Below are 25,850 nucleotides of genomic sequence, written 5' to 3'. Positions count from 1 at the left end.
ATCAGGTTTTGAATGATGGAAAATAAAAATTTAAAATTTATACAAAATGCAATAAAAAAGAACAAAGTAGTATTGTTCATGAAAGGTACTAAGGAAATGCCTGCATGCGGGTTTTCAGGTACTGTAGTAGCTATTTTGAATAAATTAGGTGTAGAATTTAGTGATATTAATGTACTTTTTGATACTTCATTACGTGAAGATTTAAAAAAATTTAGCGATTGGCCGACATTTCCACAGTTATATATCAATGGTGAATTAGTAGGTGGGTGTGATATTGTTAAAGAGTTATACCAAAATGGTGAACTTGAGAAGATGCTTAAAGATGAGACTAAGTTGATTAAAAATTGACATAGTAATTTAGTAAGTGCTACAATACTTATGTCCTGACATCTTATAGACTCTTTTCTTTGTTTCTGATTGCTATTCATTTAATATACCTAACCTTAATATTAAAGTATATAAACATATGAAATAAAGTAAACAATGAACAAATATTTAGAATATCCGGAAGTAGAAAGTAAAGAGACACCACCGCAGAAACTAGTAGTATTACTGCACGGTATCGGCTCAGATGGACATGATTTAATAGGACTTGTGCCTTATATCAAAAATGATTTACAAAATTGTCATTTTATCTCTCCGCATGGTATTGAGGATTACGATATGATGCCTTATGGTAGACAATGGTTTAGTTTGCGAGATCGTAGTCCGCATATTATAGCAACGCTCATCGCAAATAATATTTCTAAACTTGAGGATATAATAAGAGAAAAACAGACAGAGTTAAATCTTACTAATAAAGATACTGTAATTATTGGTTTTTCTCAAGGTACTATGATTGGTTTATATTTAACTCTGGTTCAACAAGCGCCGTTTTTTTGTACTATAGGTTTTGCTGGTGCGTTAATTCCACCTATGAAAATTAATAATAAGCTTACTCCTATATGTTTGATTCATGGAGCATTAGACCAGGTTATCGATGTTAGTGAGATGTATAATGCGTCAAACTATTTATCTAAGTTAAATATAGAGCATAGTGTGCATAAATTGACTTCTCTTGCTCACTCAATAGATGGACGAGGGCTTGAAATTGCGATTAATTTTATCAATACATGTCATAACATGGTTTGATTACGATATCTAGTCGTGTATTTTTCTTTGCACTGTAGTAACACATATACAGATAAATAATAAAAACATATGAGGGTACATGAATATTTTAAATAATAATTTGTATGGAATGGATAAAGAAATTTATGAAATAATCAAGAATGAGAAGCTTCGTCAAAATAACGTAATTGAGCTTATTGCATCAGAGAATTTTGTAAGTTCTGCTGTGCTTGAAGCTCAAGGCTCGATTCTGACTAATAAATATGCGGAAGGGTACCCAAGCAAGCGTTTTTATAATGGTTGTGATGAAGTTGATAAAGCTGAAGTTTTAGCTATAGAACGTGCAAAGAAATTATTTAACTGTAAATATGCAAATGTGCAACCTCATTCAGGCTCGCAAGCAAACCAAGCTGTGTATCTTGCTTTATTACAACCGTGTGATACAATTCTTGGTATGTCCTTAGATAGTGGTGGACATCTAACGCATGGTGCAGCCCCTAATATATCTGGTAAATGGTTTAACACTGTTGCATATAATGTAGATAAAGAAACTTATTTAATTGATTATGATGAGATTAAACGCTTAGCTGTGTTACATAATCCAAAATTGCTTATAGCAGGTTTTTCTGCCTATCCTCGTAAAATTGATTTTGCAAGATTTAGAGAAATAGCGGATAAAGTTGGAGCATATCTTATGGCAGATATTGCACATATTGCAGGGCTTGTTGCTACAGGAGAGCATCAAAGCCCTATTCCATATGCTCACGTAGTTACCTCTACAACTCATAAAACCCTTAGAGGGCCAAGGGGAGGTTTAATCTTATCTGATTATGAAGAGATAGGTAAAAAAATAAATTCTGCATTATTCCCAGGGTTACAAGGTGGTCCACTAATGCATGTAATTGCTGCAAAAGCAGTAGCATTTTTAGAAAATTTGCAGCCTGAATATAAATGTTATATCAAGCAGGTAATAAGTAACGCTAAAGCTTTAGCAATTAGCCTGCAAGAAAGAGGATATGATATATTAACAGGTGGTACTGACAATCATATTGTTTTAGTAGATTTGCGTAAAGACGGGATCACCGGTAAGTGTGCTGCAAATTCTTTAGATAGAGCAGGAATTACTTGTAATAAGAATGCTATTCCGTTTGATACAACTTCACCTTTTGTCACTTCTGGTATTCGTTTTGGCACTTCTGCATGTACTACTAAAGGCTTTAAAGAAAAGGATTTTGTATTAATTGGTCATATGGTAGCAGAGATTTTAGACGGCTTAAAGAATAATGAAGATAATAGTAAAACTGAACAGAAAGTATTGAGTGAAGTAAAAAAGCTAATTAAGTTATTTCCATTTTATGACTAATGTAAACAGAAGACCAGATTGGATAAAAGTAAAAGCTCCTAATTCTGCAGAGTATTATAATACAAAAGATTTAATAAAGAATTTGAGATTAAATACTGTGTGTGAAGAAGCTGCTTGTCCTAATATTGGTGAGTGTTGGTCGAGGAAACATGCCACCGTGATGATTTTAGGTTCAGTTTGTACTAGAGCTTGTAGATTTTGTAATGTCAAAACGGGTAGACCGGATTTACTTGATCCACACGAACCGCGAAGGTTAGCAGAAGCAGTACAAAAGTTAAATTTGAATCATGTAGTAATTACTTCTGTTGATCGTGATGATCTTGAAGACGGTGGAGCTTCACATTTTGCTGAGTGTATTAATGAAATTAGAAGGTCATCACCAAATACTACTATAGAGATTCTTACACCTGATTTTTTAAGAAAAGCAGGAGCAGTCGAAGTAATAGCAAATTCAAAGCCTGATGTTTTTAATCATAATGTCGAAACAGTACCATCTTTATATAAAACGATTAGACCTGGAGCTAGGTATTATAATTCTTTAAGCTTACTTCACAATATTAAAAAATTATCTCCTGAAATTTTTACAAAATCTGGTATGATGGTAGGGCTTGGTGAAGAAATAAATGAAGTAGTGCAGGTTATGGATGATTTAAGAGAAGCAAATGTTGATTTTTTAACTATTGGGCAGTATCTTCAACCTACTAAAAGTCATGCTGAGGTCATAAAATACGTTACTCCTGAAGAATTTAAATATTTAGAGCGAATAGCAAAAACAAAAGGATTCTTAATGGTGTCTGCAACTCCGTTAACACGTTCTTCATACCATGCAGATAAGGATTTTCAAAAATTAAAAGAGAATTATAATATAAGGCTTGCATCAATGTAATATGATTGATGTGTTAATTGACATACCGCGACTCGATCTCGGTATCATTTGAATTATTTTTTGAATACCGCGATCGAGTCGCGGTATGAAAAACTATATCATGATAAACGTAGAAATTGTAAGAAACTACAATAAATGGCGTGAGCATCGCAAAATAAATAAGGGTTTAATCAAAAAAATAACTCAAAATGTTTTAGTACGATTTGATCATTTTGATAAAATAAAACAATTTGAATTATCAATTTTACTCACAAATACTGCAGAAATATTGACCTTAAATCAGCAATTTCGTAGTATAGAAAAAGCTACTAACGTTCTTTCTTTCCCAAATAACGAATTAAATTGGCATAATTTATATTCTAAACTTGAATTTTTATATTACTCTGATTATATGCATTTAGGTGATATAGCATTTTGTTATGAGGTAATATATAATGAATCGTGCGAGCAACAGAAAACTTTTGAAAATCATTTTATTCATATGTTAATACATAGTATTTTACACTTAATTGGATTTGATCATCAAAATGATACAGACGCAAATATTATGGAAAGTCTAGAAATTGAAATATTATCATATTTCGGTATTCCTTCTCCTTATTAACTAAATAAAAAAATTTATGTTAAAATCTTCAAAAAAAGAAGATTCTAGTAGTAAAAAAAATCAAGATAATAAATTAATTTTTATTGTACGACAATTATTCTATCTGATAAAACATCTTTTTAGCAAAACAAAAACGCCTGATAATTTTTTTGGTATTATAAAGCGTCTTAAAATTAATAGCAAAAAAATGTCTTTAGATGAGTGTAATATTTTAGCTAATTTATTGCAGTTGGAAAATAAAACTGTTGAAGATATAATGGTACCGCGTTCTGATATTGTCGCAATAAAATTAACTACGAATCTAGCAGAATTAAGTGAGTCTATTAAGATAGAAGTCCCACATACACGAACACTTATATATGACGGCACTTTGGACAATGTAGTAGGGTTCATTCATATAAAGGATTTATTTAAAGCATTAGCTACAAAGCAAAATAGTACTTTAAAAAGACTTATACGTAAACATATAATTGCAGCTCCTTCTATGAAATTATTGGATTTGTTAGCAAAAATGCGTCGTGAGAGAACACATATTGCAATAGTTGTAGATGAGTATGGTGGTACTGATGGTTTAGTTACTATTGAAGATCTAATAGAAGAAATAGTAGGGCGAATAGATGATGAACATGATCAGCAGTTAGATAGCACTAATTTCAAAGTTATTAATAATTCAACAATTATTGCGAATGCGCGTATTGAAGTAGAATTGCTTGAAGAAATAATAAAAGAAAAGATAAAAAATGATGATGATGAGTTTGATACAATAGGTGGACTTGTGTTGACTAGGGTTAGTAGTGTTCCAGCTATTGGTACTAGAATAGATATTTCAGAAAATATTGAAATTGAAGTGATAGATGCAACTCCTCGTTCCTTAAAACAAGTCAAAATTAGATTAAAAAACGGTTTGAATCGTGATAGTTTTAATTTAACATAAAATTTATTTAGATTGATTTGAAAATTTAATTTTGTAATTATGAATGAATTAAATTTTAATAAAATTATAGTAACATATTTAAATAAATTGTTAAAAAAAAATAAAAATGCTTGAATTTTTAAATGAGTAAAATGATTATGAAAATACTTTTAGTAAAGGTTCACAAATAGACACTTACTCTGTTTTGGATTTTTTATTTTAAAAATAAAACTCAATTTTTATTGATGTAAAAGCTTAATCAATATCTTTAATTAGATTGTTATTCTTACGAAGATAGTAATATAGCTTATAAGGAAGCTATAGAAGAATCTAGCATTAATGATACTTAAATAGTTGTTAATGATAATTTTATAAAAAATAATGTACCGCTGGAACTGCAATAGTCTAGGTTTTCTTATTATTCAAAATTGAGTTAAAACGTTTTATTACTAGAATGATAGAATAGTTTATGCAAGTTTACTATTGACTATTATGCCTATCATGCTTGTTAAATATATTCATTGTGATAAATGTAAATCCAATGCCATTATTTAGGTTTTGTATGCCATAGTAAGAATAAGGCAGAAAGTTATGTATCTATACCAAATCGATGAGTATAGATATATACACTTCTCATAGGTATAGTTGTTTCTATTACACTTCAGGATCAGTTGCATAGTTTTATCAAGAGTAAAAATTACATTAAATTCATTTGCATTACTTTTTTCTCACAGTAAAGACTAATTTGATCCTGTCTTAAAAGATGTTGAAAATAATCTGCAATGATCTTAAGATTTTTTAGATAATTTAGATACTAAAATTTTAGAAGAGATTTAACATCGATAGTTTTATGTTATATTATTTTTAGATAACAAGTGTTTTACCGGTATGTGTTAAAAATACGTTTAATGTCATCCATCTTATTTATAGACTCTAAAATTATTTTATCTAGTTAATGAGGATGTTATTTTAGGTTATTTTTTGATATTCAAAATATATTTTTCTTACTGCATAAATCCAAGCAAAGCATACGAATGTAAATACTACCATTAAGATCGGTGAGATTGAAGTAAATGTGGCGTTTGGAACTAAAGTAAAAATAATGGATTGCACAAGACCACTAGAGGATTTGCCAATTTTTGCACTTATAACATCAACTGCTGCTTTACCCTTTGTTTTTAATTCATCATCAAGTGGTATATATAACATTTCTCTTGAAGTATCCCATATAGAATATTTAGTGCCTTTGGCTAAAATATTCTGAATACCGCCAATAGAAACAGCAAGTGCAAGAGGGGACATTAAAATCGCACCATCAAATAATGATAAAATTTGTTGATCAAAGACGATTAGTACAAAGAACAAAATTCCTGTTACCATTATTATAACTGGGGAAATAACTGCGGCTACAAACCAATTATGCATACGCATGACGTTATTACCGATGATTGTCATAACAATTATTGCAACACCTGTCCAAAGTATATACAGACTATTAAATTCAGCGTATGTATTTACAGTCGGGTATAATTCCTTAATTTTTGCTTTCCATACTGCTTCGACTAAGTTTATAGCAAAGCCGAAAGCTGCAGAACAAATTAAAAGTAACCATAAATATTTTGATTTCGCAATATATTTAAAGCTTTTAATTAATCCCATTCGTTGTGTAGTTGATCTACTTTTTTTTATTTTAGCATAAAATAACGGATTAGTAAAAATATACTTGCTAATAAACCTAACTAACAAACAACAAATGATTGCAACAATTGCTACAATAGTCGTTGATACTTGAACTAAAGTGATTTTACTATCTGAGATACTTACAAATTTCTTAATAATAGTATCTTCCGATGATAAATTCATCATTAAAAAGCCGACTAATATTAAAGAAGAGTTGCCGAATAGTGAAAAGAGAGTATAAAATCTTTTTGCTTCTTCGGTAGTAGTAAGTTCATTAGTAAACTGCCAAAATAATAATACGTAAAAAATATTAGGCCAAAGTTCAGCAAGGCTATAATATACTATATAACCCCAATTCCCTACTAATGAGATATACCACTTAAAATGAGGATATTTGTTCATCCAGTCTGATAGTGTATCAGGATGTACATGAAAAATATGAATATTAGGATAAATAACAAAGGCAAATAAAATAAAACAGCTTATAAAAAATGCACTTAAATAGTAAAAGATTTTTTCAAATGTTAAATGATTGATCATTTTAGCATAAATAATAACAAACAAAGCAGCTACAGGTGTAACACAGTAAACTTTAGCAAACCCTGCTATTTCTGCACTAATCTCAGAGATTAGAATACTATCTTTTAAGATTCGCAAAATATTTTGATTAAATAAAATACAAAACATTAATGCGCTGATCGGAATAAATTTCCCAAGTTCGTAATTATGCACAGGCCAAAATGCCGCTCTAAATTTGTTTTTAAATGATCGTGACTGTGAGGTACTTAGCATTATAAATCCCTAAGGACAAAAAAAAAAGTTAAGCACTTCAAGATTTTATGAAAAGATATTTTCTCTAAAACTTTAGAGCATATATACTGTTATTACATTCTGAAGGTGCTGAATTTAATATAATATATTCAGCTTTTTGTCAAGAATTTAGTATACTCAGATAGGGTTTTAAAAAGTTGTTTATTAGTCAAGTACTGCGGTGCTCAAATTTATGTATATGCTCTGTACCTTATCTTATGAACTCTTAGCTCTTTTTAAAGTTTATTTTCATATGCTATTCTTTATTTAATTAGGATATACTCGAGATGTTAGATCATAATAAACTACAGGAATATTTTGACCTTTATAGTAATTATACAAAGACAAATAATCTAGGTAATAAATATTTAAAATCAGGTGAAATAGTGATTCAAGCAGAGCATTATAGAGTGTTGTATTACTCTATGTCCTCATATGGCTTGTTGACAAGATCCAATAATGAACAATACAAAAAACTAGATTTACAATGTCACACGAATACTTTTCTAATCATCCCATCTATTTTTAACTCACCGGAAATATTTTTTTTAGCTCGTGACAAAAGTTTTATTGATAATTTGAGAAGATACGGTGCAGTTTATTTAATAGATTGGCTAGAGATTGAAGAATCTAAATATTGCCTGGACGACTATGTGAATGAAATAATTGAAGTGATAGATTTTTTGAAAATTAAAGATATTAATTTAATAGGTCATTGTATCGGTGGTAATCTTGCAATAGCTACAAATGTACTTATGCCTCAATTTATAAAAACTCTGACTTTACTTACCTGTCCATGGGATTTTTCTCATTTTTTTTATATAAGAATGTTATATCGTTATTTAAAGCTAGATAGTTGTATAGAAAATTTATCAATAGTACCTAAAATTCATATTCAAATTTTATTTTTTCTTTTATCTCCTGGTTGCTTCAATGCTAAATTAAAAAAATTTTTCTCTATAACTTCTGATACAGAACAAGAATTAGCATTTAGAATAGAGCATTGGCTGATGTCAGGGCATAATATGTCTAAAGGAGTTTATAATCAAATTATACAAAATATTTTGTATGAAAATATGTTTATAAATCTAAAATGGAAAATCAATAATTTTATTATTGATCCAAGTTTAATTGATTCTTTTGTATATCTAGTATCAGCAGAAAATGATCAAATAGTGCCTAAATCTTCCATTTTAACTTTGCAAAAATTATTTAAAAACTCTAAAATGATAGAAGTAAAGGGTGGACATATTAGTTATTTGATAAATGATAAATTAGATAAATTATTGCAGGAGTATACATTATGACACAACAGGTTTATATAACACATGCCAAAAGGACTGCATTCGGATCATTTATGGGTAGTCTGAGTACAACTCCAGCACCAATGCTAGCTGCTCATTTAATCAATAATATACTGCAAGATAGTAAAATCGAACCTGCTTTAGTAAATGAGGTAATACTTGGGCAAGTAATAACAGGTGGTAGTGGACAGAATCCAGCAAGACAAACTCTGATTTATGCTGGTATACCGCAAGAAGTGCCAGGTTATACGATTAATAAAGTATGCGGCTCAGGTCTTAAAAGTATAGCACTTGCAGCAAATTCAATTATGACATGTGATAATGAAATAGTTATAGCAGGTGGGCAGGAAAATATGTCGCTCGGTATGCACGGTAGTTATATCAGAGCAGGAGCTAAATTCGGTGATATCAAAATGGTTGATCTCATGCAATATGACGGTTTAATAGATGTATTTTCAGGAGTATTTATGGGTATCACTGCCGAAAATATCGCGAAGCAGTTTAATATTAGCCGACAAGAACAGGACGAATTTGCCTTAAGTTCTCACAAGAAAGCTGCTAAAGCACAGTTATTAGGAATTTTACAAGATGAAATCTTGCCTATAGAAGTAACAGTAAAAAAAACTACTAGTTTGTTTGATCATGATGAAACAGTAAGACATGATACAAGCATTGAAATGCTTAGTAAATTACGCCCTGCTTTTGATAAAAATGGTGTAGTTACTGCTGGTAACGCTTCCTCTATTAATGACGGTGCAGCATGTGTCCTGCTTGTTTCAGAAAAAGCTTTGAAAAAACATAATTTAACACCATTAGCTCGTATTGTTTCTTGTGCTTCAGCTGGTGTTGATCCAAGAATTATGGGTACTGCACCTGTGCCGGCATCTAAAAAAGCCTTAAGTAAAGCAGGTTGGAGCGTTAATGATTTAGAAGTTATCGAGGTTAATGAGGCATTTGCAGCACAAAGCATTTATGTAAACCGTGAAATGAAATGGGATATAGAGAAGGTTAACATAAATGGTGGAGCAATAGCAATTGGTCATCCGATTGGTGCAAGCGGTGGACGTATTCTTATAACTTTAATACACAACTTACGAAGAGCTAAGGCTAAAAAAGGCTTAGTGACTTTATGTATCGGTGGTGGTCTTGGTATGTCTATGTGTGTTGAAGCAGTTTAAATATTAATTATTGTTCTATTGAATGTATGAATTAATTACTTTATTTGCTACAGTTCTAATATATCTGATTTTTAATTGCTCTACAATCTAATAAAATGTGTTATTGTATTTTGTATACGTTGTTTACGCTTTTCCGGTACAATAATTAATGAGAGATATTTTACAAGACAAGAAATTGAAAAATTTAGTATATATAATAATGTTCTAATAGAGTAAGTATTTCACGAAGCAGAAGAATATGATATTATCAAAAGCAAGATTTTAGTTAAAACTTTAGATTTTTGATTAATATTTTAGTTCAAAACTTAATAAGTGATAACAAATATCTGTGCTGCAATATGTTAAAGAAGAATTATTATAGTTTTTTCTGAGACCATGAGATGTTGTATGCAGTAATACGGAACAATTTGTGTCTGAATAAGCAATTACCAAATAGCTCGCTAAAGAAGAAAAGTTTGATTATATAGATGTTTTAAAGCATAAAAAGTCGGTATTCACTATTATAGCCATTTATACTGCAATCAGTATGTTGATATGGTTCATTAATTATTTTCTTGCCACTATACAAGACTTTTCCACTTAAACGTTTGGAATAGGTAAAATCACTTTTTTGATTATATAGCAAATATCTATTTAGCTCGTGCTTCAAATGTAGCAGTTTTAGAAGCGCCTAAGTGCAAAATAAACAATCTTAATTAACTTATATACCACAAATTTTTTATCATTAATTATGATAAACTTGTTGTATGATTTGTCTAATCTAATCACAATTCACAATACAAGAAAAATATCGCCATATCGTAAGGCTTCAAACTATTTTCAACAATTTTTATTGGATGAGGAAAAAAAGAATGATAAGAATGATGCAAATCATAAATAATTCAATCTCTTAATCTGTTAGTTAATAATCAATTTCAAGATAAAACACATGTGCGTTACTGTATTATTTCATATGATTATAAATTCGGTAAAAGGTAAAGAGAATTAATCCAGGAAATGGTTTTATACGTGATATATGTAGAAAAAGTAGGATAAAGTAATAATTATAATAAAAGCTCTCAAACACTTGAAATTGATTAGATAATGCAATTATTAATTTTGTTTTAAAATATAATTCTTGCTATGAGTACAAATGAGATTTAATTAAGTTTTAAAATATGCAGAATCAATATAAAAATTAATATTGGGCATATTAAGACTTTAAGAGATTGAAAATTCGATACAATACAAAAGATTAATGATGCGATTGACTAACTAGCTTTTTAATAAAAACTTCATATGAAAATTATTTTTTTGATATGGGATTTGTGTGTTTTTAATATGTGTAATATTGCTTGACACAATTTCTTTATTGTTATACCTGTGGATACCTAGAACTCACTCTGATTAAATGTTTATTATTACCAAATCAAATTATTTATTGATGCATCAGTGCATATCACTCAACAATACGAAACTATTGTGATTTTAAAAATCTGTGAAAGTGTAATTATTCAAGTTGGAATCATAAAGCGCAATGATAGTTGTTTTCATTTATTGGTTTATGAACAAAAACACGATATATAAATATGTAATAAATTATTTTTGCTACTAAGTGTTAGAAAATTACTGTGGTTATAAAAATAAAAGAGCTAAATGTAGATGTCTTGCTCAGACAAATTTACATTATTACATTTATACAGAATTTATAAAGATTATATATCATTATTTAATGTAAAATAATTCAAGAATTTGGATATACATTTGAATTTTAATGAAATGAGAGTTTCATATTTGCTTGATCAATATGCAAGTAATTTAATATGCAAAAGCTAAATTATTAAATGTGTTGTTATTAGCATAGTTAAAAATAATCTTGATATTTCATTTTAAGCTTTGTTAAAGGTTAAATATCTTTGATGATAAAGTTCTAGCGAGATAAAAAGAATTGATTCACTTTTTAGGTTGGCGGAGAGAGAGGGATTCGAACCCTCGATACGGTATAACCCGTATAACGGTTTAGCAAACCGTCGCCTTCGGCCACTCGGCCATCTCTCCTATTATTACTTATGTCTTATATCATCTAATAAGCAAAATTTCTAGAGTTATTTAATAATTTTTCTAACTAAATAGCCTCATTCTACGGTTTTATAGAAACTTCGATAATAAACGCTTTTTTAGAATAATATGTGAATCATTGAAAGTAGATGTACTAATAACTAGATAAACAATCTAAACTAAAAATGTATTATTTTGTAAATTGTGTTATCGTAACAAATATTACAAAACTTGTTCGGTTATGTAAGCAATAGATTTGGTATCCGTTATATTTATCTCATAGCTCCTTATAATATAATTATTATCACTAAAAATACCAAATAGAATTGAATCTTCTCTGAAATAATCTTTTATTTTTAAATAAAAATATTCCAAGTTATTACTTGAATATAGAAATTATTATAATCTTTATGCTTGAATCTAATTTATAATATGTTGTCAAATTAGTATACTAAGTTTCGTTTATCTCTAAATTTTGAATCTACAAAATAAAATTGATAAATTGGATATATATGCTCTATATATTAAAACTGATCATCAGCATGATTTTTAAATATTTAAAGTTGTAAGGTATTAATTTTAGTTTTCATGAGATGCGCTTAATCATTAATTAATATTAAATTTCATTATTATTTAAAAATTATCCCTTAGCATATTTATAATCAAACTGATATGAATATAAGTAATAAGATAAAAGTAGTAATATTATAAATATTAAACTTTTCTATACTTAATCTTGATGTAGCAATTTTACTGAAAAATCATACTTGATAAAATGTCAGTGTATCATTTTTTCTTTAAAACACTAAATTTCAATAACATTCGATTATTAAATAGTGAGGCCAATAGTTAGTGAACAATTCTTACAATTGCTTCCAAAACGCTAAAACTAATTGCTATAAATAATATTATGGAGTTAATTTCTAAACTTTATATTAGATATTAGATGTATTATTTGTTGATGTTATCTAAAAAATTCTTTAGTTCTGCTAAATTGCTAATATTACTTAATTTATATGGATAATTAATTTTTCGTAGCATATTTGTTAGCACGTTTCCTGCTCCTATTTCTACTATATGGGTTACATGTAGCTGATTAAATAGCTTTAAAGTTTCACGCCATCTAACTCGTCCGCATATCTGCAGAATTAAATTTTGTTTTATTTCTAGTGGATTGATTGTGAGTTTTGCTGTGTAATTTTGGATTATCGGTATTATAGGCTTATTAATTACAGCTTTATCAAGAGCTATCCTCATTTTTTCTTCTGCTGGTTTCATTAAACTACAATGAAAAGGTGCGCTAACTTTCAGTTTGATTGCTTTGTAACCTAAATCTTTAATTATGCTGATAGCATGATCGATATCTCCTACTTTACCGCTAATAATTATTTGTCCATCGATGTTATCGTTGGCTATTTGACATGAATTTATTTTTTTTATATCTTCTAATAGTGCTACGACTTTTTGAAGTGGAATATTAATACAAGCAGCCATAGCTCCTACACCTTCAGGGCATGCTGCTTGCATAGATGTACTACGTACATTGAGTAGTGTGGCTGCTGTTTCAAGATTAATACTTTCTGTACTACATAAAGCACTATATTCACCTAGCGAATGACCAGCAGCATAATCGCAAAGACTATCCAAATTTTTACCTGTTTCAGCTTTGATAATATTTATTATTGCCATAGATACTGCCATTAATGCTGGTTGTGCATTAGTGGTTAATGTAAGTTCTGCAGAAGGTCCATTAAAAATTATATCAGTGAGTTTCCGGTTTAATACTGTATCAATTATTTGAAAAGTTTCTTTTGCTGGTTTAAGATTATCGTATAAATCTTTTCCCATGCCGATCAATTGTGATCCTTGACCTGGAAATATAAAAGCTGTTTTCATATTTTTTATTATCACTTAAGTTTATTAATATCAAACTATTTTAAGAATTTAAAAAATTTTTTTATTGTGACGCTACATATACTTTTTTACAAAAGTATTAATTTTTCTTAGCTTTATAACTTAATTATTTTCAACTAGTACTATAAATTAAACTAAGAAAATATCAATCTGGAAATAGTTGTGAAGTTAAAGAATATTTTTAACAACTTAGAAAGTATAATTTGTGATCTGTTGCTTGATAAAAAAGTTATTTGCTAAAGAGGAATTAGAAGCTTGAATATATCAAGCAACTAAGGATATGAAAAGCTATATCAAAAAGATTTAGTTATTTTTAATAATGTTATTGGAATTGAACAAAATGCTCGCTTGCTTGGATAAAAAGTTATTAATTAAAAGAAAAAGACTAAAACTATTAAAATATTATAGCAATAATGTTTATACCAGCTTATTTTGTTTATATATTATAGTGTGATATCCATAAATCGGATGATTACTTTATCTATTTTAGAAATCGCTATTTCAATAAAAATCTTATTAATTATAACAATTTCTTTCTTCTTTAAGATAAAATTAAATACTAAAACTCTATTATATATCTTACATACTTTGTTAATTAAGTATTTTTATCTTCCTTATGGAAATCATTTTTTCTAAAAAATTCAATATGTAAAGACAGTCAAAAAAAATTTTTATCTAATTTTCTTTAGATAAAAAAATTTCTGCATCATCATTTTAAAATAAAAACCTAAAAAGTCATTAAACTGACTAAGAATTATTCTATAGGATGGGATGTAATCAAGAATGAAGTAGTTTATTGCAAGACAAGTTATGCAAAAAAAAGTCACTGCTTCGTCTGAAGTGCTCAAGTGTTAAGCTCAAGATACCTCAAGATACATATAATGATATATTTTAGCACCTAAACAAATAAAGCAATAAGACCACACAAAGCGTATTTAATACTATTATAGATTAAGAAATTGATGTATTGATTTATATATTTTAGTGCAGTTATTTGATAATATGGAGTGCATAATTTTTACATAGAGTAGTTACGGCTCAATTTATTGCTTTGCATTGTTCAGTTAAGAATAATATCTTTCATTATTGTTAGGAAATTGTATAACTTTTTAAAAAGTGCTATACTTAAATTCTTGTTTTTCTTTTTATTATTTGATATAGCAGCTAATAATTAAGCAATTGATTGAAAGTTTGTGTAGCTATTTTATGCCAACAATTTTCAGGTACGTTATCTTTATTACTAAAACCGCATATAATAAGTTGATCTTGTGCTCTAGTCATTGCAACATAGAGTAATCTCATATATTCCTGTAAGTCTTTCAGTTTTTCAGATTCTTTTAGTTCTTGTAAAAATGCAGGAGTATCTTCAGCATTCAGAGAGAAAAACATTTGACCATTATCATCCCAAATAAATTTATTGTTTCTGATAGGTAAAGTAGTAGAATCACATAATATCACAAATGGTGCTTCAAGCCCTTTAGATCCGTGGACTGTCATTACTCTTATTTTATCTGAATGTTCCATATCACGTTTTATATAGATCTCGTTATTTTCAAACCAAGCAATAAAACCTTGGAGTGAATTATCTATAGCATTTGCATAGTCTTTACTTAATGTTAATAGCTCATTTATCATATCATCGTTATTATTACCGTAAATCGCTCGTAAATTTAATCTATTCACAACCAAATCAAAAAAGTCTTCTGCAGATGCTATTTTATAAATTTTAATTATGGAATCTAACTTATTATAGATATCTGTATGTGTAGAAAGTACTTCCCATAAAGTATGATCATTTTTATTTACAAGAAGAGTGTATAATTTTTGCTCACTTATTCCAATAATTGGTGATTTGAGTAAGCAAGCAAGATTTAAATCATCATCAGGTAATAACACAAATTTGGCTGCTGCAATTAAATCTAGTATAGGTAGATTTTCTTTCAGATTAATTCTATCGCTTATCTCAACTTTAAGCTTAGCTTTATTAAGCTCTTTAATTAGATTTTGACTAAATTTGTCTCGTTTCCGTACTAATATCATAAAATCTTTTTCTGATATTTGGCTTGCAGTAGACGGCAATATTTTTTTACTTTCTATTTTCTCTTTTATGAAATTCACGATTTTTTCTATCAGTAAATCGGCAGCAGATTTAGCATTTTTATCATCTTCAGGCAATATCCAAAAAAACTCTTTTTGTTTGTTATTTGTTACTAAGGGCCAAACTGTTACACTACCTTGATGTATACGTAATGATGATATTAAAGGATTGTCAGCAAGGAATAAATTCGGGTAGTTATATTTTATATTGTTCAAAACATTGTGAGTAAATTGTAAAATCTCTGGACATGATCTATATGAATATTCAAGTGTAATATTTTTGAATTTCTTATTAGTGCTTGTAAGGTTTATTTTTAGTTGCTCATTTATTAAGTTGAAATTGTGAAGATTAGCTCCTTGAAATCTAAAGATAGACTGTTTTTCATCACCAACTATAAAAATACTATTATTTGGTTTCTCTGCCGCATTAAACTTTGTTATTAAAGTAGTGATAATATTCCACTGTGTCGTGCTTGTATCTTGCGCTTCATCAATAAGGATATGATTTATCTCATTCTCAAGTTTGTGAAACAACCACTCATGCGTAGTTTTATTATTGAGTAATTTTTCGGTGTAGTAAATTAGATCATCGTAATCGAGTAAATTATTTTCTTCTTTATATGAATCATATTTTTTTAAAATAATATACGCAAGTTTAGTCAGTAAATTTGTATGATATTCTAGTTCCTCTATACGACGCAACTCATCCAAATGATGAATTTTAAAGGTAATTTTTTCTAGCTCTATCAATAATTGAGGATATTTTTTTGTTAATTCTTTTGATAAAAGCCTTTTACGTTTTTCCCCATCTTTGGTAAAAAATAGCTTTTTTGGTTCTATTTCTAAGTCATATGCTGTAAATAAACTTTCTACTTTAGCATATATATTATTTAATTGCTTTAACGCGAATCTTTTATTAGATATTTGTTTAGGAATTTGCTTATTTATAAATAATTTTTTGAATTTAATTTTCTGCTCAATGATTTCAGTAAAAATATCTTGTAGTGTCATTTCATGAAATCGGTTAAGCAAAATTTGAATTAATTTATTATGCTCATCGCTTAAGTAGATTTCATTTTTGATCTTTAGGAAGATATCTTGTAATTTAGTTTCTTCAAGAATTTTAAATTCTGGTGTTATGCCTGCTTCTAATGGAAAAGTTTTAAGAATTTTTTGACAAAAAGCATGAATTGTATAGATATTTAAAGGTTCATGGCTATTTAATAATTTATAGTATAAAGTTTTTGTGTTTTCTATTTCTTGTGCTAACGGTTTATTGCCGCTCATTAAAAAGAGTTCATTTGCTAATTTTTCTGTATCACAAAGCGCTAGATGTTTAAGTTTGCTATTAATTCGTGCTTGCATTTCTATTGCTGCAGCATTAGTAAAAGTAAGACATAAAATATTTGTAGGTTCTGTACCTGTTATTAACAGACGCAAGAATCGATCGATTAGTATTTTTGTTTTACCAGTACCTGCTGATGCCGATACCCAAACAGAAGTATTAGGATTGGATGCCTGTTGTTGTAGATTACTCATTTATGTATTGATTTTTTACTATTAGCTTAGTCCATTTTATTAGTTCGTTCAGTTTTTTTGATCTAGCGATTTAAGTTACTTATTAACATGCCATAGTCATATCACTACTATAAATCATATATATTACGATTAAAGTAATAGCTAGACCAAACAAAGTTATTGCATATTCTAAATAGTCATTTTTGATCGATGCTAAATGATTTCTTCTGCAATAATATAAAAATTCTCTAGATTTAACTCTAAAGCTTTAGATACTTCTTTTAGATCTAATGTTAGTAATACATTATTTTTTATATCAATTAGCTGGTAAGTAGTTGAGTGTTTTTTCAGATGGCATAATAACTTCGATAATTTCATCTCGCTGATCATTTGTAGCATTCATGATAATATTTTTATTGCGATTACTAAACCAACCTCATACTATAACTTGATCTGCTATAGTTTTAAAATGAGTAACTAAATAGTATCCGTCTTTTTTCATAGACATTAATCTTATACCATATAAGTATATGTCTTTATTAGGTAAAAATTTATCTGTGATTTTTATTTTATGATAAAGTAAATTGTATTGCATTTTTTCTGAATTAATTCCATGTAAGATTATACGCGATTGCATTGAGTTCAAAAATAATTTTTTCTTTTAAACGACTAAGCTGCCAAAATCCTAAAGAGATGAGTATTATAAAAGTTATTAGTATAAGGCAATTTATTTTCATAGAGTAAAATCTAAATCGTAATTGTTATTGCATTACAAGTAATTTACGAAACCATATTGTGCAACATTGATACACTTGTTATAGCCATTTTATAGTGTCACAATAACGTTTTTTAGTCGCAAGCTGTATTTTATATTAAGCCTGTATTAAAATCTTATCTATGAACTCTTTATGTTTTTGTAATTCTTCTTTAGTAGGCTTAACCACAATACTTCTTTTTATTTTCTGAACCTCTATACACTTAACTGTTAAGTTGTTTATTTCATTAGGTTTATCAATCATCTTAAAAGTAGATTGTCTACCTCCTGTGAGTGCCACATACACTTCTGCAAGTAATGCTGCATCTTTTAAAGCTCCATGAAGTTGCCGACCTGAATTATCAACTTTAAATCTTTTACATAATGCATCAAGACTATATCTTGCTCCAGGAAACATACTCCTTGCCATAACGAGAGTATCTATAGTATTCGTTAGTTCCAAAAATTTAATTTCGGTTCTCTTTAATAAAGATAATTCATGATTTAGAAATTTAATATCGAAAGGAGCATTATGAATAATAAGTGTACTATCTGCTATAAACTTTAAAAAATCATTGGCTATTGTATGAAACAGAGGTTTATCTTTTAAAAATTCTCCTGAGATACCGTGAATCTTATAAGCTTCGAAAGGCATATCGCGTTCAGGATTAATATAACAATGAAAATGCTTGCCTGTTAATACCTTATTCACCATCTCAATTGCACCGATCTCAATGATGCGATGACCTTGTTGCGGATCAAGTCCCGTAGTTTCAGTATCTAAAATTATTTCTCTTAAACTTGACATTCTAAATTCTTGATTAGCTTTGTTATTTGTTTTTCCAAATCTAACATATCAACGCCGCTATTTATAGCAAAATCTGCTTTTGCAATTTTACTATCTTGTGAGAGCTGGATTTCTTTTATTTTATTATAAATATTTATATCAAATGAAGCCCTTGTTATGGCTCTCTGCATTCTTATTTCTTCAGAGCAATATATTGTTACTACAAAATCAAAATATTGATCAAATTTAGCTTCATACAGCAGAGGTATTTCAGAGAACACAAATTTATAATTAGTATTTTCTTTTTTAAATAAAATGAGTTTATCTATTAGTAATGGGTAAATAAAATTTTGTAGTTTTTCTCTAGCTATGTCATCGTTATAAATTAAATTACTGATTTTTCTAATATTGAAATACTTAAGTTCAGGGAGTAATTTTAAAATCTGAGTTTGCAAAACTATATCTTTATATAGTTCCTTTATACAGTTATCTGCACAAAAAGTTTTATATCCTTTTTCTGATAAATAATTTAAAATAAAAGTTTTACCTGATGCATAGCTACCTGTAATACCTATTGCTAACATTTTGTTATAAAAATTTTATGTTTATTAGCAAGTTTTATAGTTAATTCTTCTTCGACTATAATTACTTTGTTTTTTTGAATTGCTAAGCCTTGATAATTATATTTAGCAAGATTCTTTATAGTATTAGGACCGATTGTTGGCATATCTAATCTATTATCTTGACCCAATTTTGGTATTTTTACTAATACACCACCATGAGATTCCCCATGAGATTTGTTACGTAAATCTGCACATCTCACTATTAAATTATCTGTCCCTTCAGCAGCCTCTATACCAAGTATATAGCCATTTTTAACTATAACAGATTGGGCGATATCAAATAGACTTAGATGATTTAATACTTTTATTCCAAGCTCAATATCATTTTTATCTGAACTTGTAAGTGTGGTATTGGTTATAATATTTGAGTTACATTGTTGATTTCGATATATTTCATTACTTGAAATTACTTTAAAACCATAACTTTCAAAAAACTCTGCTACTATTTTTAATAAACTATCATCGCCTCGAATTGTTTGTCCAACTATTTTAAAAAGTAATAATCCACCTATTTTATCTACAGCTAAATTTTTAAAATTTGGTCTATTAATTCCTCCTATAAAAATAATATTTTTTACATTATGATCCTTAAAATATCTTATAGCTTCACCAACCATACCAATTTTGAAAATTTTATATTCAAAATCTTTGATCTGTTTTATATTAGTTTCGTCTTTAATGGCCGCTATATAACACTTGCCACCTTGCTTTATATAGTTATATGCTATTAAGTGAGGTAGTGAACCTCTGCCAGCGATCATTCCAAGATTTGGTAGCATAATTAAGTTTTAAATTTAGCATTCTAAACATTTATTATAAGCTAATTTTTAATATAAATCTAGAATTCTTATTTTACCTTTACATTTTAATCAAATTCAGTAATAATATTTGGTGCTAATATAGCTATAGTAATAAACGTAATTTAGAATAGAGGTTGCGGACTCGGGGGCAGTACCCGACGCCTCCACCAATATTCGATGAACTCCAAAAATTTGCTGCGTCATTTTATTAAGTGCTGTGGTCTTTATGTGTTAAGTAACTGCTCACGCTTTTTGTAGTTGATCTATATATGTATGATTTTCGGTTTAAATTGAATTTAATTTTGAGAAATGCGCGAAGTTTACAAATGAATATATGAGCTATGAGCATCACGAACAATTGATAAAATGAAAGAGTAATATTAAATAAAGTAAAGATAAGTAGAATTTTTTGGGGGCGAAATAGGATCGACGTGCCTAATAAAAAAATTGCTTTTACTCGGTATGATCCCACCGATGGCTTTTGCCATATGGGTCAAAACAAAGAAACGCAAACGATAATAAGCGTTATGTAGGTGTTGCCGCTTTAGCTGCAGCTTAATCCTACGCGGCTTGGGATTTGCCGGGCAACAGAAAAATCCCATGCGTATACCAGTGTAAAAATTATATTGCATAAAAACTCTTGGTATAGTCATTGTGAGCTAACGTATAGAACATAGCAATCTCATAAGGTAGTGCTTTTGAAATTGTTTAATCACAAATTATAGTTTTTGTTCGCAATGACCTAAACTGTTAAACTTCGTTTACCTATTTTTTTACTAACTATGAATATTGAATATAAAAAATTTGTGAATGAATATATGCTAGAATTTGTGAAAAAAATTCTAACAAAAATTCAGTATGAAAATTTATATTGGGATCAATTAATATACATATCGTACAGAACTGATAACCCTGCTGTAATTTTACCTTCAAAAGTTAAACAGGCATACCCAAAGAAGATCACAATAGTATTGCAATATCAGTTTGAAAATTTAATAGTAAAAGATAATGGTTTTTCTTTAACGGTGAGTTTTGACGGTGTTAAAGAAATAATTTACATACCTTTCGATGCACTTATTAGCTTTGTTGATTCCAATAATAATTATAGCTTAACTTTTAATCAGTCATTAAATATACAAGAACCGCAACAATATGAAAAGGCAATAAGTAATAATAAAAGTTATAAAACTTCATTATCTTCAAATCCAAATGTTATAATGTTAGATAAGTTTCGTAACTCTTCTAAACCTAAACCTAGTTAATATCGATAATATGGATTCCAAAGTAGTTATATATACTGATGGTGCATGTTCAGGTAATCCTGGTCCGGGAGGATGGGGAGCTTTATTAAAGTTTAATGATGCTAGTAAGAAAATATTTGGATATGAGTTAGTTACGACTAATAATCGTATGGAAATGACTGCAGCACTTGAAGCGTTAAGGGTGTTAAAAAAATCTTCTATAGTTGAGATTTATACAGATAGCAAGTATTTGCAACATGGTATTACCGTTTGGATTCATAATTGGATGAAAAATAATTGGTGTAAAAATAACAATGAACCCGTTAAAAATGTTGATTTATGGCAAAAACTATACTCAGAATTGAGTAAACATACTATTATGTGGAGATGGGTCAAAGGACATGCAAGTAATAGCGGTAATATTGCTGCCGATAAGCTTGCAGTGCAAGGACGAGAAACTGCTATGGAAATTTTAAAATGTCGTGGATAGATAAGTTTTTTATTACTTTTTTTTATACAAAAGTAGGTGAAGATGAATTTTTGAATCAATATTATGAAAGCAAGAATAATATTGATTATTTAGGGCGTTCACGGAGGTGTGTTATTTATAAAAATATCAATGAATCGACAAAAATTCCGCCAAGTTGGTACGCTTGGTTACATCATTTAGTAAATGAGATACCTAAAAATGTTCAGCTTTTTCCATGGCAACAAAATAAAAAAATAGTTAAGAAGCTGCCTAAAACATCAAATCTTAAATATAATAGATGGCAACCATAATGAATTAATAATATATAAACAATGCAACAGAACATCGTTGAAACAATTGTCGGCTTTTTAGTCTTAATTATTGTCTTACTATTTTTAATTTTTGCATACAAAACAGGGACGTCAATAATTAGCTCAAAAGGTTATCAGGTAACTGCTAATTTTCAGAGCGCAGAGGGGATAGCAGTAGGAAGTGATGTAATGATCTCAGGTATCAAAGTCGGTAGTGTCACGAAAATTACTCTAGATCCAGATAGATTTTATGCGAGTGTATATCTAAATATTAATGATGATGTTAAAATACCTAAAGATTCTAAAGCACAAGTAGTAACTAATGGATTACTTGGCGGTAAATATATTGCAATTATTCCGGGTAATGGAGATGAAAATTTATCAGCTAATGAAGAAATAAGATATACACAATCAGCAATTAATATTGAATCATTAATTAATAAAATTGTTTATTCATTTGGTAATAAATAGTGTAGTAAAGTGCATTTGACAAAAGATAATAATAGTTAAAAGTATCAGTCCACTATATGGATCAAAAATTGATGTATTTTCATTAAATCAATTTGTTGTTTCGTAGAATCAAATCAGTGGATCTTTAGTTATAGTGTAAATAACAACTGATATGATATCTAGTATGTTGCCACGAATATATGTAACAATTACTTTATGTCAAAGCTTGGATGAAATAAAAATATGCTGTATTATGTGTAAGTAGAAGTAATACACAATAAAAAGACATTATAATGTAACCGCATCTAGTTTAGATTCGGTTTTTTTATTATTTAAGCTATTGTAAAGTTTTGATAATAGTAGTATCGTATATTGTAGGCAAATAATTTGTTTAGTAAGTATAAATAATAAAGGAGTAAATTATGAAAGCATCAAACTCTGTTAAAGAAGATGTCGAAGGTATCAAAAAAGATATTGAAAGCTTAGTTTCAAGATTATGTGATTTAAAAGGTAAAACCGGAGATATTCTAGATGAACAATTAGGTAATTTATCATCTGTTCTAGAACATTATAAGGATAAAGGCATAGAGAAAGGAAAAGCTAATTTAGCTGATTTATGTGAATCGACACGTAATAACCCCTTGCGGAATCTCGCTTACGCTTTTGGTGCAGGCGTATTGCTAGCTATTCTTATGAAATAGGTAATTTAATGTTAAAATCTATAATATATGAATTATTAAAAAGTAGCATCAAGCAAGAAGAACAATCTTATAGCAAAACATTTTTCTATTTTTTAAATATTTTAGGTTTAGTTTTAATCATTATTGCTAATTATTGCTATAGTTCAGATAGTATAAAATTTTATTTTCTGATGCAGATCGGAATAATTTCGATTATATCTTCTATGGTCATTGAAGCTGTTCGGTGTTATTTAAAATACAAAAATAGATGTCGTTATTTAGATTGTTTAAGATCAAACAGTAGAGTGTTTGTAGGCAGTATAAGTAAAACCTTGATTGACTTAGTCTCAACTAAGACCTTAATAAGGTATTTGCCTACTATAATTCGCTATGTTCCCAGTACTGTAATAACTTTTTTAATATGTACATATATTAAGCGTAAATTCTTAAAAAATTTTACATATACTCGATGAACTTCAAAAATTAGGTATGTCATCTTATAAGTTGACATATTAAGTATAAGATTTATTGCTCGACTTAACTTTGTTTTTTTGAAATGCATCTTATCACACTATTGATTTTACTTGGAATATGTCTTGTAAATTTATTGAGATTAAAAGTAACTTTTGAGTTTTAAATAACACTAACTTAATTAATAAAGGAAGTTTTATCGTTAAGTTCACTCTTAAATCAATTATTGATTTTTCTTAATTTTTAGAAAAATCTCTTTTAAAGTGGATGAAGTGTTTAAGCGTGCTTTATTGTTTTGGTATTATGTAAGTAAGATAAGTTGTAATATGTAAGCATTTTAATAATTATTATTATGTCCATTTTAGAACTCAATGCTTTATTCATGGGTTTTTATCAAATCATCAAAAATAGTTGAAATACTTTTTCAGTAATGAGTAATGCGTTTAATTGCTCCTCATTGTTAAGTAGAGCTTTGTATTTATATAATATAATAAGCATATAATAAGCATTTTGAATAGCTATTTCAGTTATTTGAATAATAATATTTTTTGATCCAGATATCATTTTTAAAGCCTTATTAATAATTTGTTCTTTGTCATAAGATAATGGACAAAATGATAGCGGTAGCATGTAAGACATGCAATTAAGATAGAGTATGAATTTAGTGATTGAAATATTTTAAATATTGTAGCATTGGTTATATAGTATTTTGCTTTTTAATCTATACCTTATTACTATATTGCTATGAAAGTTGATGTGTTGTTCTAATAAATAATTCAATGCTTTTTTGTTGTAAATTCTAAGATTTTTGAAGTGTTATTAACTATTCTGTTTTAGAATCTTATTCATTTGACAAAGAATATTATTAAGTTGTGCTTCATTTTCGTATTTAAAACACTAATTTCTATTGACTTTTATATAAAACAGTATCTGATTCTTTACAATTTGATTTTTTGTAAAGAATTTATGATAAAACAGTGTGCTTGTTTATGAATATGCACATTGAATATTTAAACTAATGCTTTATGTCTGTCTTCTGATAGTACAAATGAGCTTAAAAAACTGCTCGACATATAGTACAAATTCTATCCCTTTTCTTTTTATCTTTTATATAATCATAATTTACAATACAATCATCTACCTAGTACATCATTGCAATTATTTATTATAAAATCTTTTGTGATTATTTTTGGGTTTTGTGCTATATTCTAGCACTTTCAATATTTCTTATTCTGTTCTAATTTGGTAAATGTTACATGCTTTATATGTGTGTAATGACTTTTTTGGTTTAACTTTAAGTATTATTTTAAATTATGGTAAATAGCAATTATTATTCCTACAGAGCTTGAATGAAAGCAGTATCCTTTTATATTTAAAAATATTTTTCATTGATCTTTTATTTGAAAATAAATAGATAAGTGTACAATATAGCATCTTCAATAATTTGATAAGTGTAATAATTTTTTTATTTGATAAATAGATTTTAGTGTCCCTTTGCAATGATTTTCACCTAATGTAGTTCAACCTTATATTTTGTTATTTCTTTGTATATCGTTTCTTTAATTAATTCTAGATCTTCACTATGCACTAAGCATTATTGATCATGTAGAGGGGTGAATGTTTGCGTGTAATACAAACTCTGAAAGCATAATTGTTATCTGAATTTTGTAAAAATTAGTAATGGTTGCATAATTGATACATTTGATCATATGCTATTTTAGCGCGTGGCGCATTCTTTTTGATTGCATACATCAGTATTTTTTACTGTATTGTTTCAATATTGAAGTTTATTAATTAGTTTTAGCACGCACTAAAATTGGCAACTTTTCTTTCCAAGAGTTTATCTCTGC

General features: G+C 28.3%; 21 protein-coding genes, 1 tRNA gene, 1 other RNA gene and 1 pseudogene. 15 read left to right on the top strand and 9 right to left on the bottom strand.

Annotated elements, in window-relative coordinates; translation table 11 throughout:
- Positions 1 to 12 precede the first annotated feature (12 nt).
- The 6 genes from grxD (at position 13) to tlyC (ending at position 4,897) form a co-directional block, all read left to right on the top strand.
- Positions 13 to 348 (top strand): Grx4 family monothiol glutaredoxin, encoded by a 336-nt coding sequence (gene grxD / locus RT_RS03600; RefSeq protein ID WP_011191163.1) that lies wholly within the window; start codon positions 13 to 15, stop codon positions 346 to 348.
- A 135-nt stretch (positions 349 to 483) separates the two neighbouring features.
- Positions 484 to 1,131 carry a dienelactone hydrolase family protein gene (locus RT_RS03595; protein WP_011191162.1) on the top strand — a complete coding sequence of 216 codons (648 nt, stop codon included), beginning with the start codon at positions 484 to 486 and terminating at the stop codon, positions 1,129 to 1,131.
- A gap of 79 nt (positions 1,132 to 1,210) precedes the next feature.
- Positions 1,211 to 2,473 carry a serine hydroxymethyltransferase gene (glyA, locus tag RT_RS03590; RefSeq protein ID WP_011191161.1) on the top strand — a complete coding sequence of 421 codons (1,263 nt, stop codon included), beginning with the start codon at positions 1,211 to 1,213 and terminating at the stop codon, positions 2,471 to 2,473.
- Complete coding sequence (lipA, locus tag RT_RS03585) at positions 2,466 to 3,359, top strand: lipoyl synthase (RefSeq protein ID WP_011191160.1); 894 nt, start codon at positions 2,466 to 2,468, stop codon at positions 3,357 to 3,359. Before glyA ends, lipA begins: the two co-directional genes overlap by 8 nt.
- Before the next feature lie 100 nt (positions 3,360 to 3,459).
- Complete coding sequence (gene ybeY, locus RT_RS03580) at positions 3,460 to 3,963, top strand: rRNA maturation RNase YbeY (RefSeq protein ID WP_011191159.1); 504 nt, start codon at positions 3,460 to 3,462, stop codon at positions 3,961 to 3,963.
- A gap of 16 nt (positions 3,964 to 3,979) precedes the next feature.
- Entirely contained in the window at positions 3,980 to 4,897 is a 918-nt protein-coding gene (tlyC, locus tag RT_RS03575; RefSeq protein ID WP_011191158.1) for a hemolysin C, read from the top strand.
- Between the two features lie 948 nt (positions 4,898 to 5,845).
- On the opposite strand, the gene tlc5 is transcribed toward tlyC, so the two are convergent.
- Positions 5,846 to 7,348, bottom strand: a complete 1,503-nt coding sequence (gene tlc5, locus RT_RS03570) for a GTP/GDP exchange transporter Tlc5 (RefSeq protein ID WP_011191157.1) — start codon at positions 7,346 to 7,348, stop codon at positions 5,846 to 5,848.
- A 305-nt stretch (positions 7,349 to 7,653) separates the two neighbouring features.
- On the opposite strand from tlc5, the gene RT_RS03565 reads away from it, so the two are divergent.
- Positions 7,654 to 8,673, top strand: a complete 1,020-nt coding sequence (locus tag RT_RS03565) for an alpha/beta hydrolase family protein (RefSeq protein WP_011191156.1) — start codon at positions 7,654 to 7,656, stop codon at positions 8,671 to 8,673.
- Entirely contained in the window at positions 8,670 to 9,848 is a 1,179-nt protein-coding gene (locus RT_RS03560) for an acetyl-CoA C-acetyltransferase (RefSeq protein ID WP_011191155.1), read from the top strand. The genes RT_RS03565 and RT_RS03560 overlap by 4 nt, the downstream gene beginning before the upstream one ends.
- A 1,945-nt stretch (positions 9,849 to 11,793) precedes the next feature.
- Here the strand turns inward: RT_RS03560 and RT_RS03555 are convergent.
- From RT_RS03555 to RT_RS03520, 7 genes and pseudogenes are all read right to left on the bottom strand, one after another.
- Positions 11,794 to 11,885 (bottom strand) — tRNA-Ser (locus tag RT_RS03555).
- Between the two features lie 951 nt (positions 11,886 to 12,836).
- On the bottom strand, positions 12,837 to 13,781 hold the full coding sequence (gene fabD, locus RT_RS03550; RefSeq protein WP_011191154.1) for an ACP S-malonyltransferase: 945 nt from the start codon (positions 13,779 to 13,781) through the stop codon (positions 12,837 to 12,839).
- 1,182 nt (positions 13,782 to 14,963) lie between these two features.
- Positions 14,964 to 17,435, bottom strand: a complete 2,472-nt coding sequence (locus RT_RS03545) for a UvrD-helicase domain-containing protein (RefSeq protein ID WP_011191153.1) — start codon at positions 17,433 to 17,435, stop codon at positions 14,964 to 14,966.
- 82 nt (positions 17,436 to 17,517) lie between these two features.
- Positions 17,518 to 18,151 (bottom strand): annotated as a pseudogene (locus RT_RS04500) (SURF1 family cytochrome oxidase biogenesis protein).
- A gap of 135 nt (positions 18,152 to 18,286) precedes the next feature.
- The gene (gene dnaQ, locus RT_RS03530; protein ID WP_011191152.1) at positions 18,287 to 18,976 is read right to left on the bottom strand and encodes a DNA polymerase III subunit epsilon; all 690 of its coding nucleotides are present in this window, start codon (positions 18,974 to 18,976) and stop codon (positions 18,287 to 18,289) included.
- The gene (gene coaE / locus RT_RS03525) at positions 18,964 to 19,539 is read right to left on the bottom strand and encodes a dephospho-CoA kinase (protein WP_011191151.1); all 576 of its coding nucleotides are present in this window, start codon (positions 19,537 to 19,539) and stop codon (positions 18,964 to 18,966) included. The genes dnaQ and coaE overlap by 13 nt, the downstream gene beginning before the upstream one ends.
- Positions 19,533 to 20,357: an LpxI family protein gene (locus RT_RS03520; RefSeq protein WP_011191150.1), complete on the bottom strand. Its 825-nt coding sequence runs from the start codon at positions 20,355 to 20,357 to the stop codon at positions 19,533 to 19,535. Before RT_RS03520 ends, coaE begins: the two co-directional genes overlap by 7 nt.
- Before the next feature lie 74 nt (positions 20,358 to 20,431).
- Between RT_RS03520 and ssrA the strand changes: the two genes are divergently transcribed.
- The 7 genes from ssrA to RT_RS04440 all read left to right on the top strand — a co-directional run bounded on the left by ssrA (position 20,432) and on the right by RT_RS04440 (position 24,002).
- Positions 20,432 to 20,981: a transfer-messenger RNA gene (ssrA, locus tag RT_RS04340) on the top strand.
- 179 nt (positions 20,982 to 21,160) lie between these two features.
- Positions 21,161 to 21,640, top strand: a complete 480-nt coding sequence (locus tag RT_RS03515) for an SspB family protein (RefSeq protein WP_011191149.1) — start codon at positions 21,161 to 21,163, stop codon at positions 21,638 to 21,640.
- A 10-nt stretch (positions 21,641 to 21,650) separates the two neighbouring features.
- Positions 21,651 to 22,109 (top strand): ribonuclease HI, encoded by a 459-nt coding sequence (gene rnhA, locus RT_RS03510; protein ID WP_011191148.1) that lies wholly within the window; start codon positions 21,651 to 21,653, stop codon positions 22,107 to 22,109.
- Positions 22,097 to 22,399 (top strand): NADH-ubiquinone oxidoreductase subunit NDUFA12 family protein, encoded by a 303-nt coding sequence (locus RT_RS03505; RefSeq protein WP_011191147.1) that lies wholly within the window; start codon positions 22,097 to 22,099, stop codon positions 22,397 to 22,399. The genes rnhA and RT_RS03505 overlap by 13 nt, the downstream gene beginning before the upstream one ends.
- Positions 22,400 to 22,420: 21 nt before the next feature.
- The gene (gene mlaD / locus RT_RS03500) at positions 22,421 to 22,870 is read left to right on the top strand and encodes an outer membrane lipid asymmetry maintenance protein MlaD (protein WP_011191146.1); all 450 of its coding nucleotides are present in this window, start codon (positions 22,421 to 22,423) and stop codon (positions 22,868 to 22,870) included.
- A 401-nt stretch (positions 22,871 to 23,271) separates the two neighbouring features.
- On the top strand, positions 23,272 to 23,550 hold the full coding sequence (locus RT_RS03495) for a hypothetical protein (protein ID WP_011191145.1): 279 nt from the start codon (positions 23,272 to 23,274) through the stop codon (positions 23,548 to 23,550).
- Positions 23,551 to 23,558: 8 nt separating this feature from the next.
- Positions 23,559 to 24,002, top strand: a complete 444-nt coding sequence (locus RT_RS04440; protein WP_011191144.1) for a hypothetical protein — start codon at positions 23,559 to 23,561, stop codon at positions 24,000 to 24,002.
- A 391-nt stretch (positions 24,003 to 24,393) separates the two neighbouring features.
- Here the strand turns inward: RT_RS04440 and RT_RS03490 are convergent, their stop codons facing one another.
- Complete coding sequence (locus RT_RS03490; protein WP_014419457.1) at positions 24,394 to 24,630, bottom strand: hypothetical protein; 237 nt, start codon at positions 24,628 to 24,630, stop codon at positions 24,394 to 24,396.
- Positions 24,631 to 25,850 lie beyond the last annotated feature (1,220 nt).

The organism is Rickettsia typhi str. Wilmington, assembly GCF_000008045.1.
Classification (GTDB): Bacteria; Pseudomonadota; Alphaproteobacteria; order Rickettsiales; family Rickettsiaceae; genus Rickettsia; species Rickettsia typhi.
Note: the sequence above shows the minus strand (reverse complement) of the source record. Positions and strands in the feature narration are given on the sequence as shown.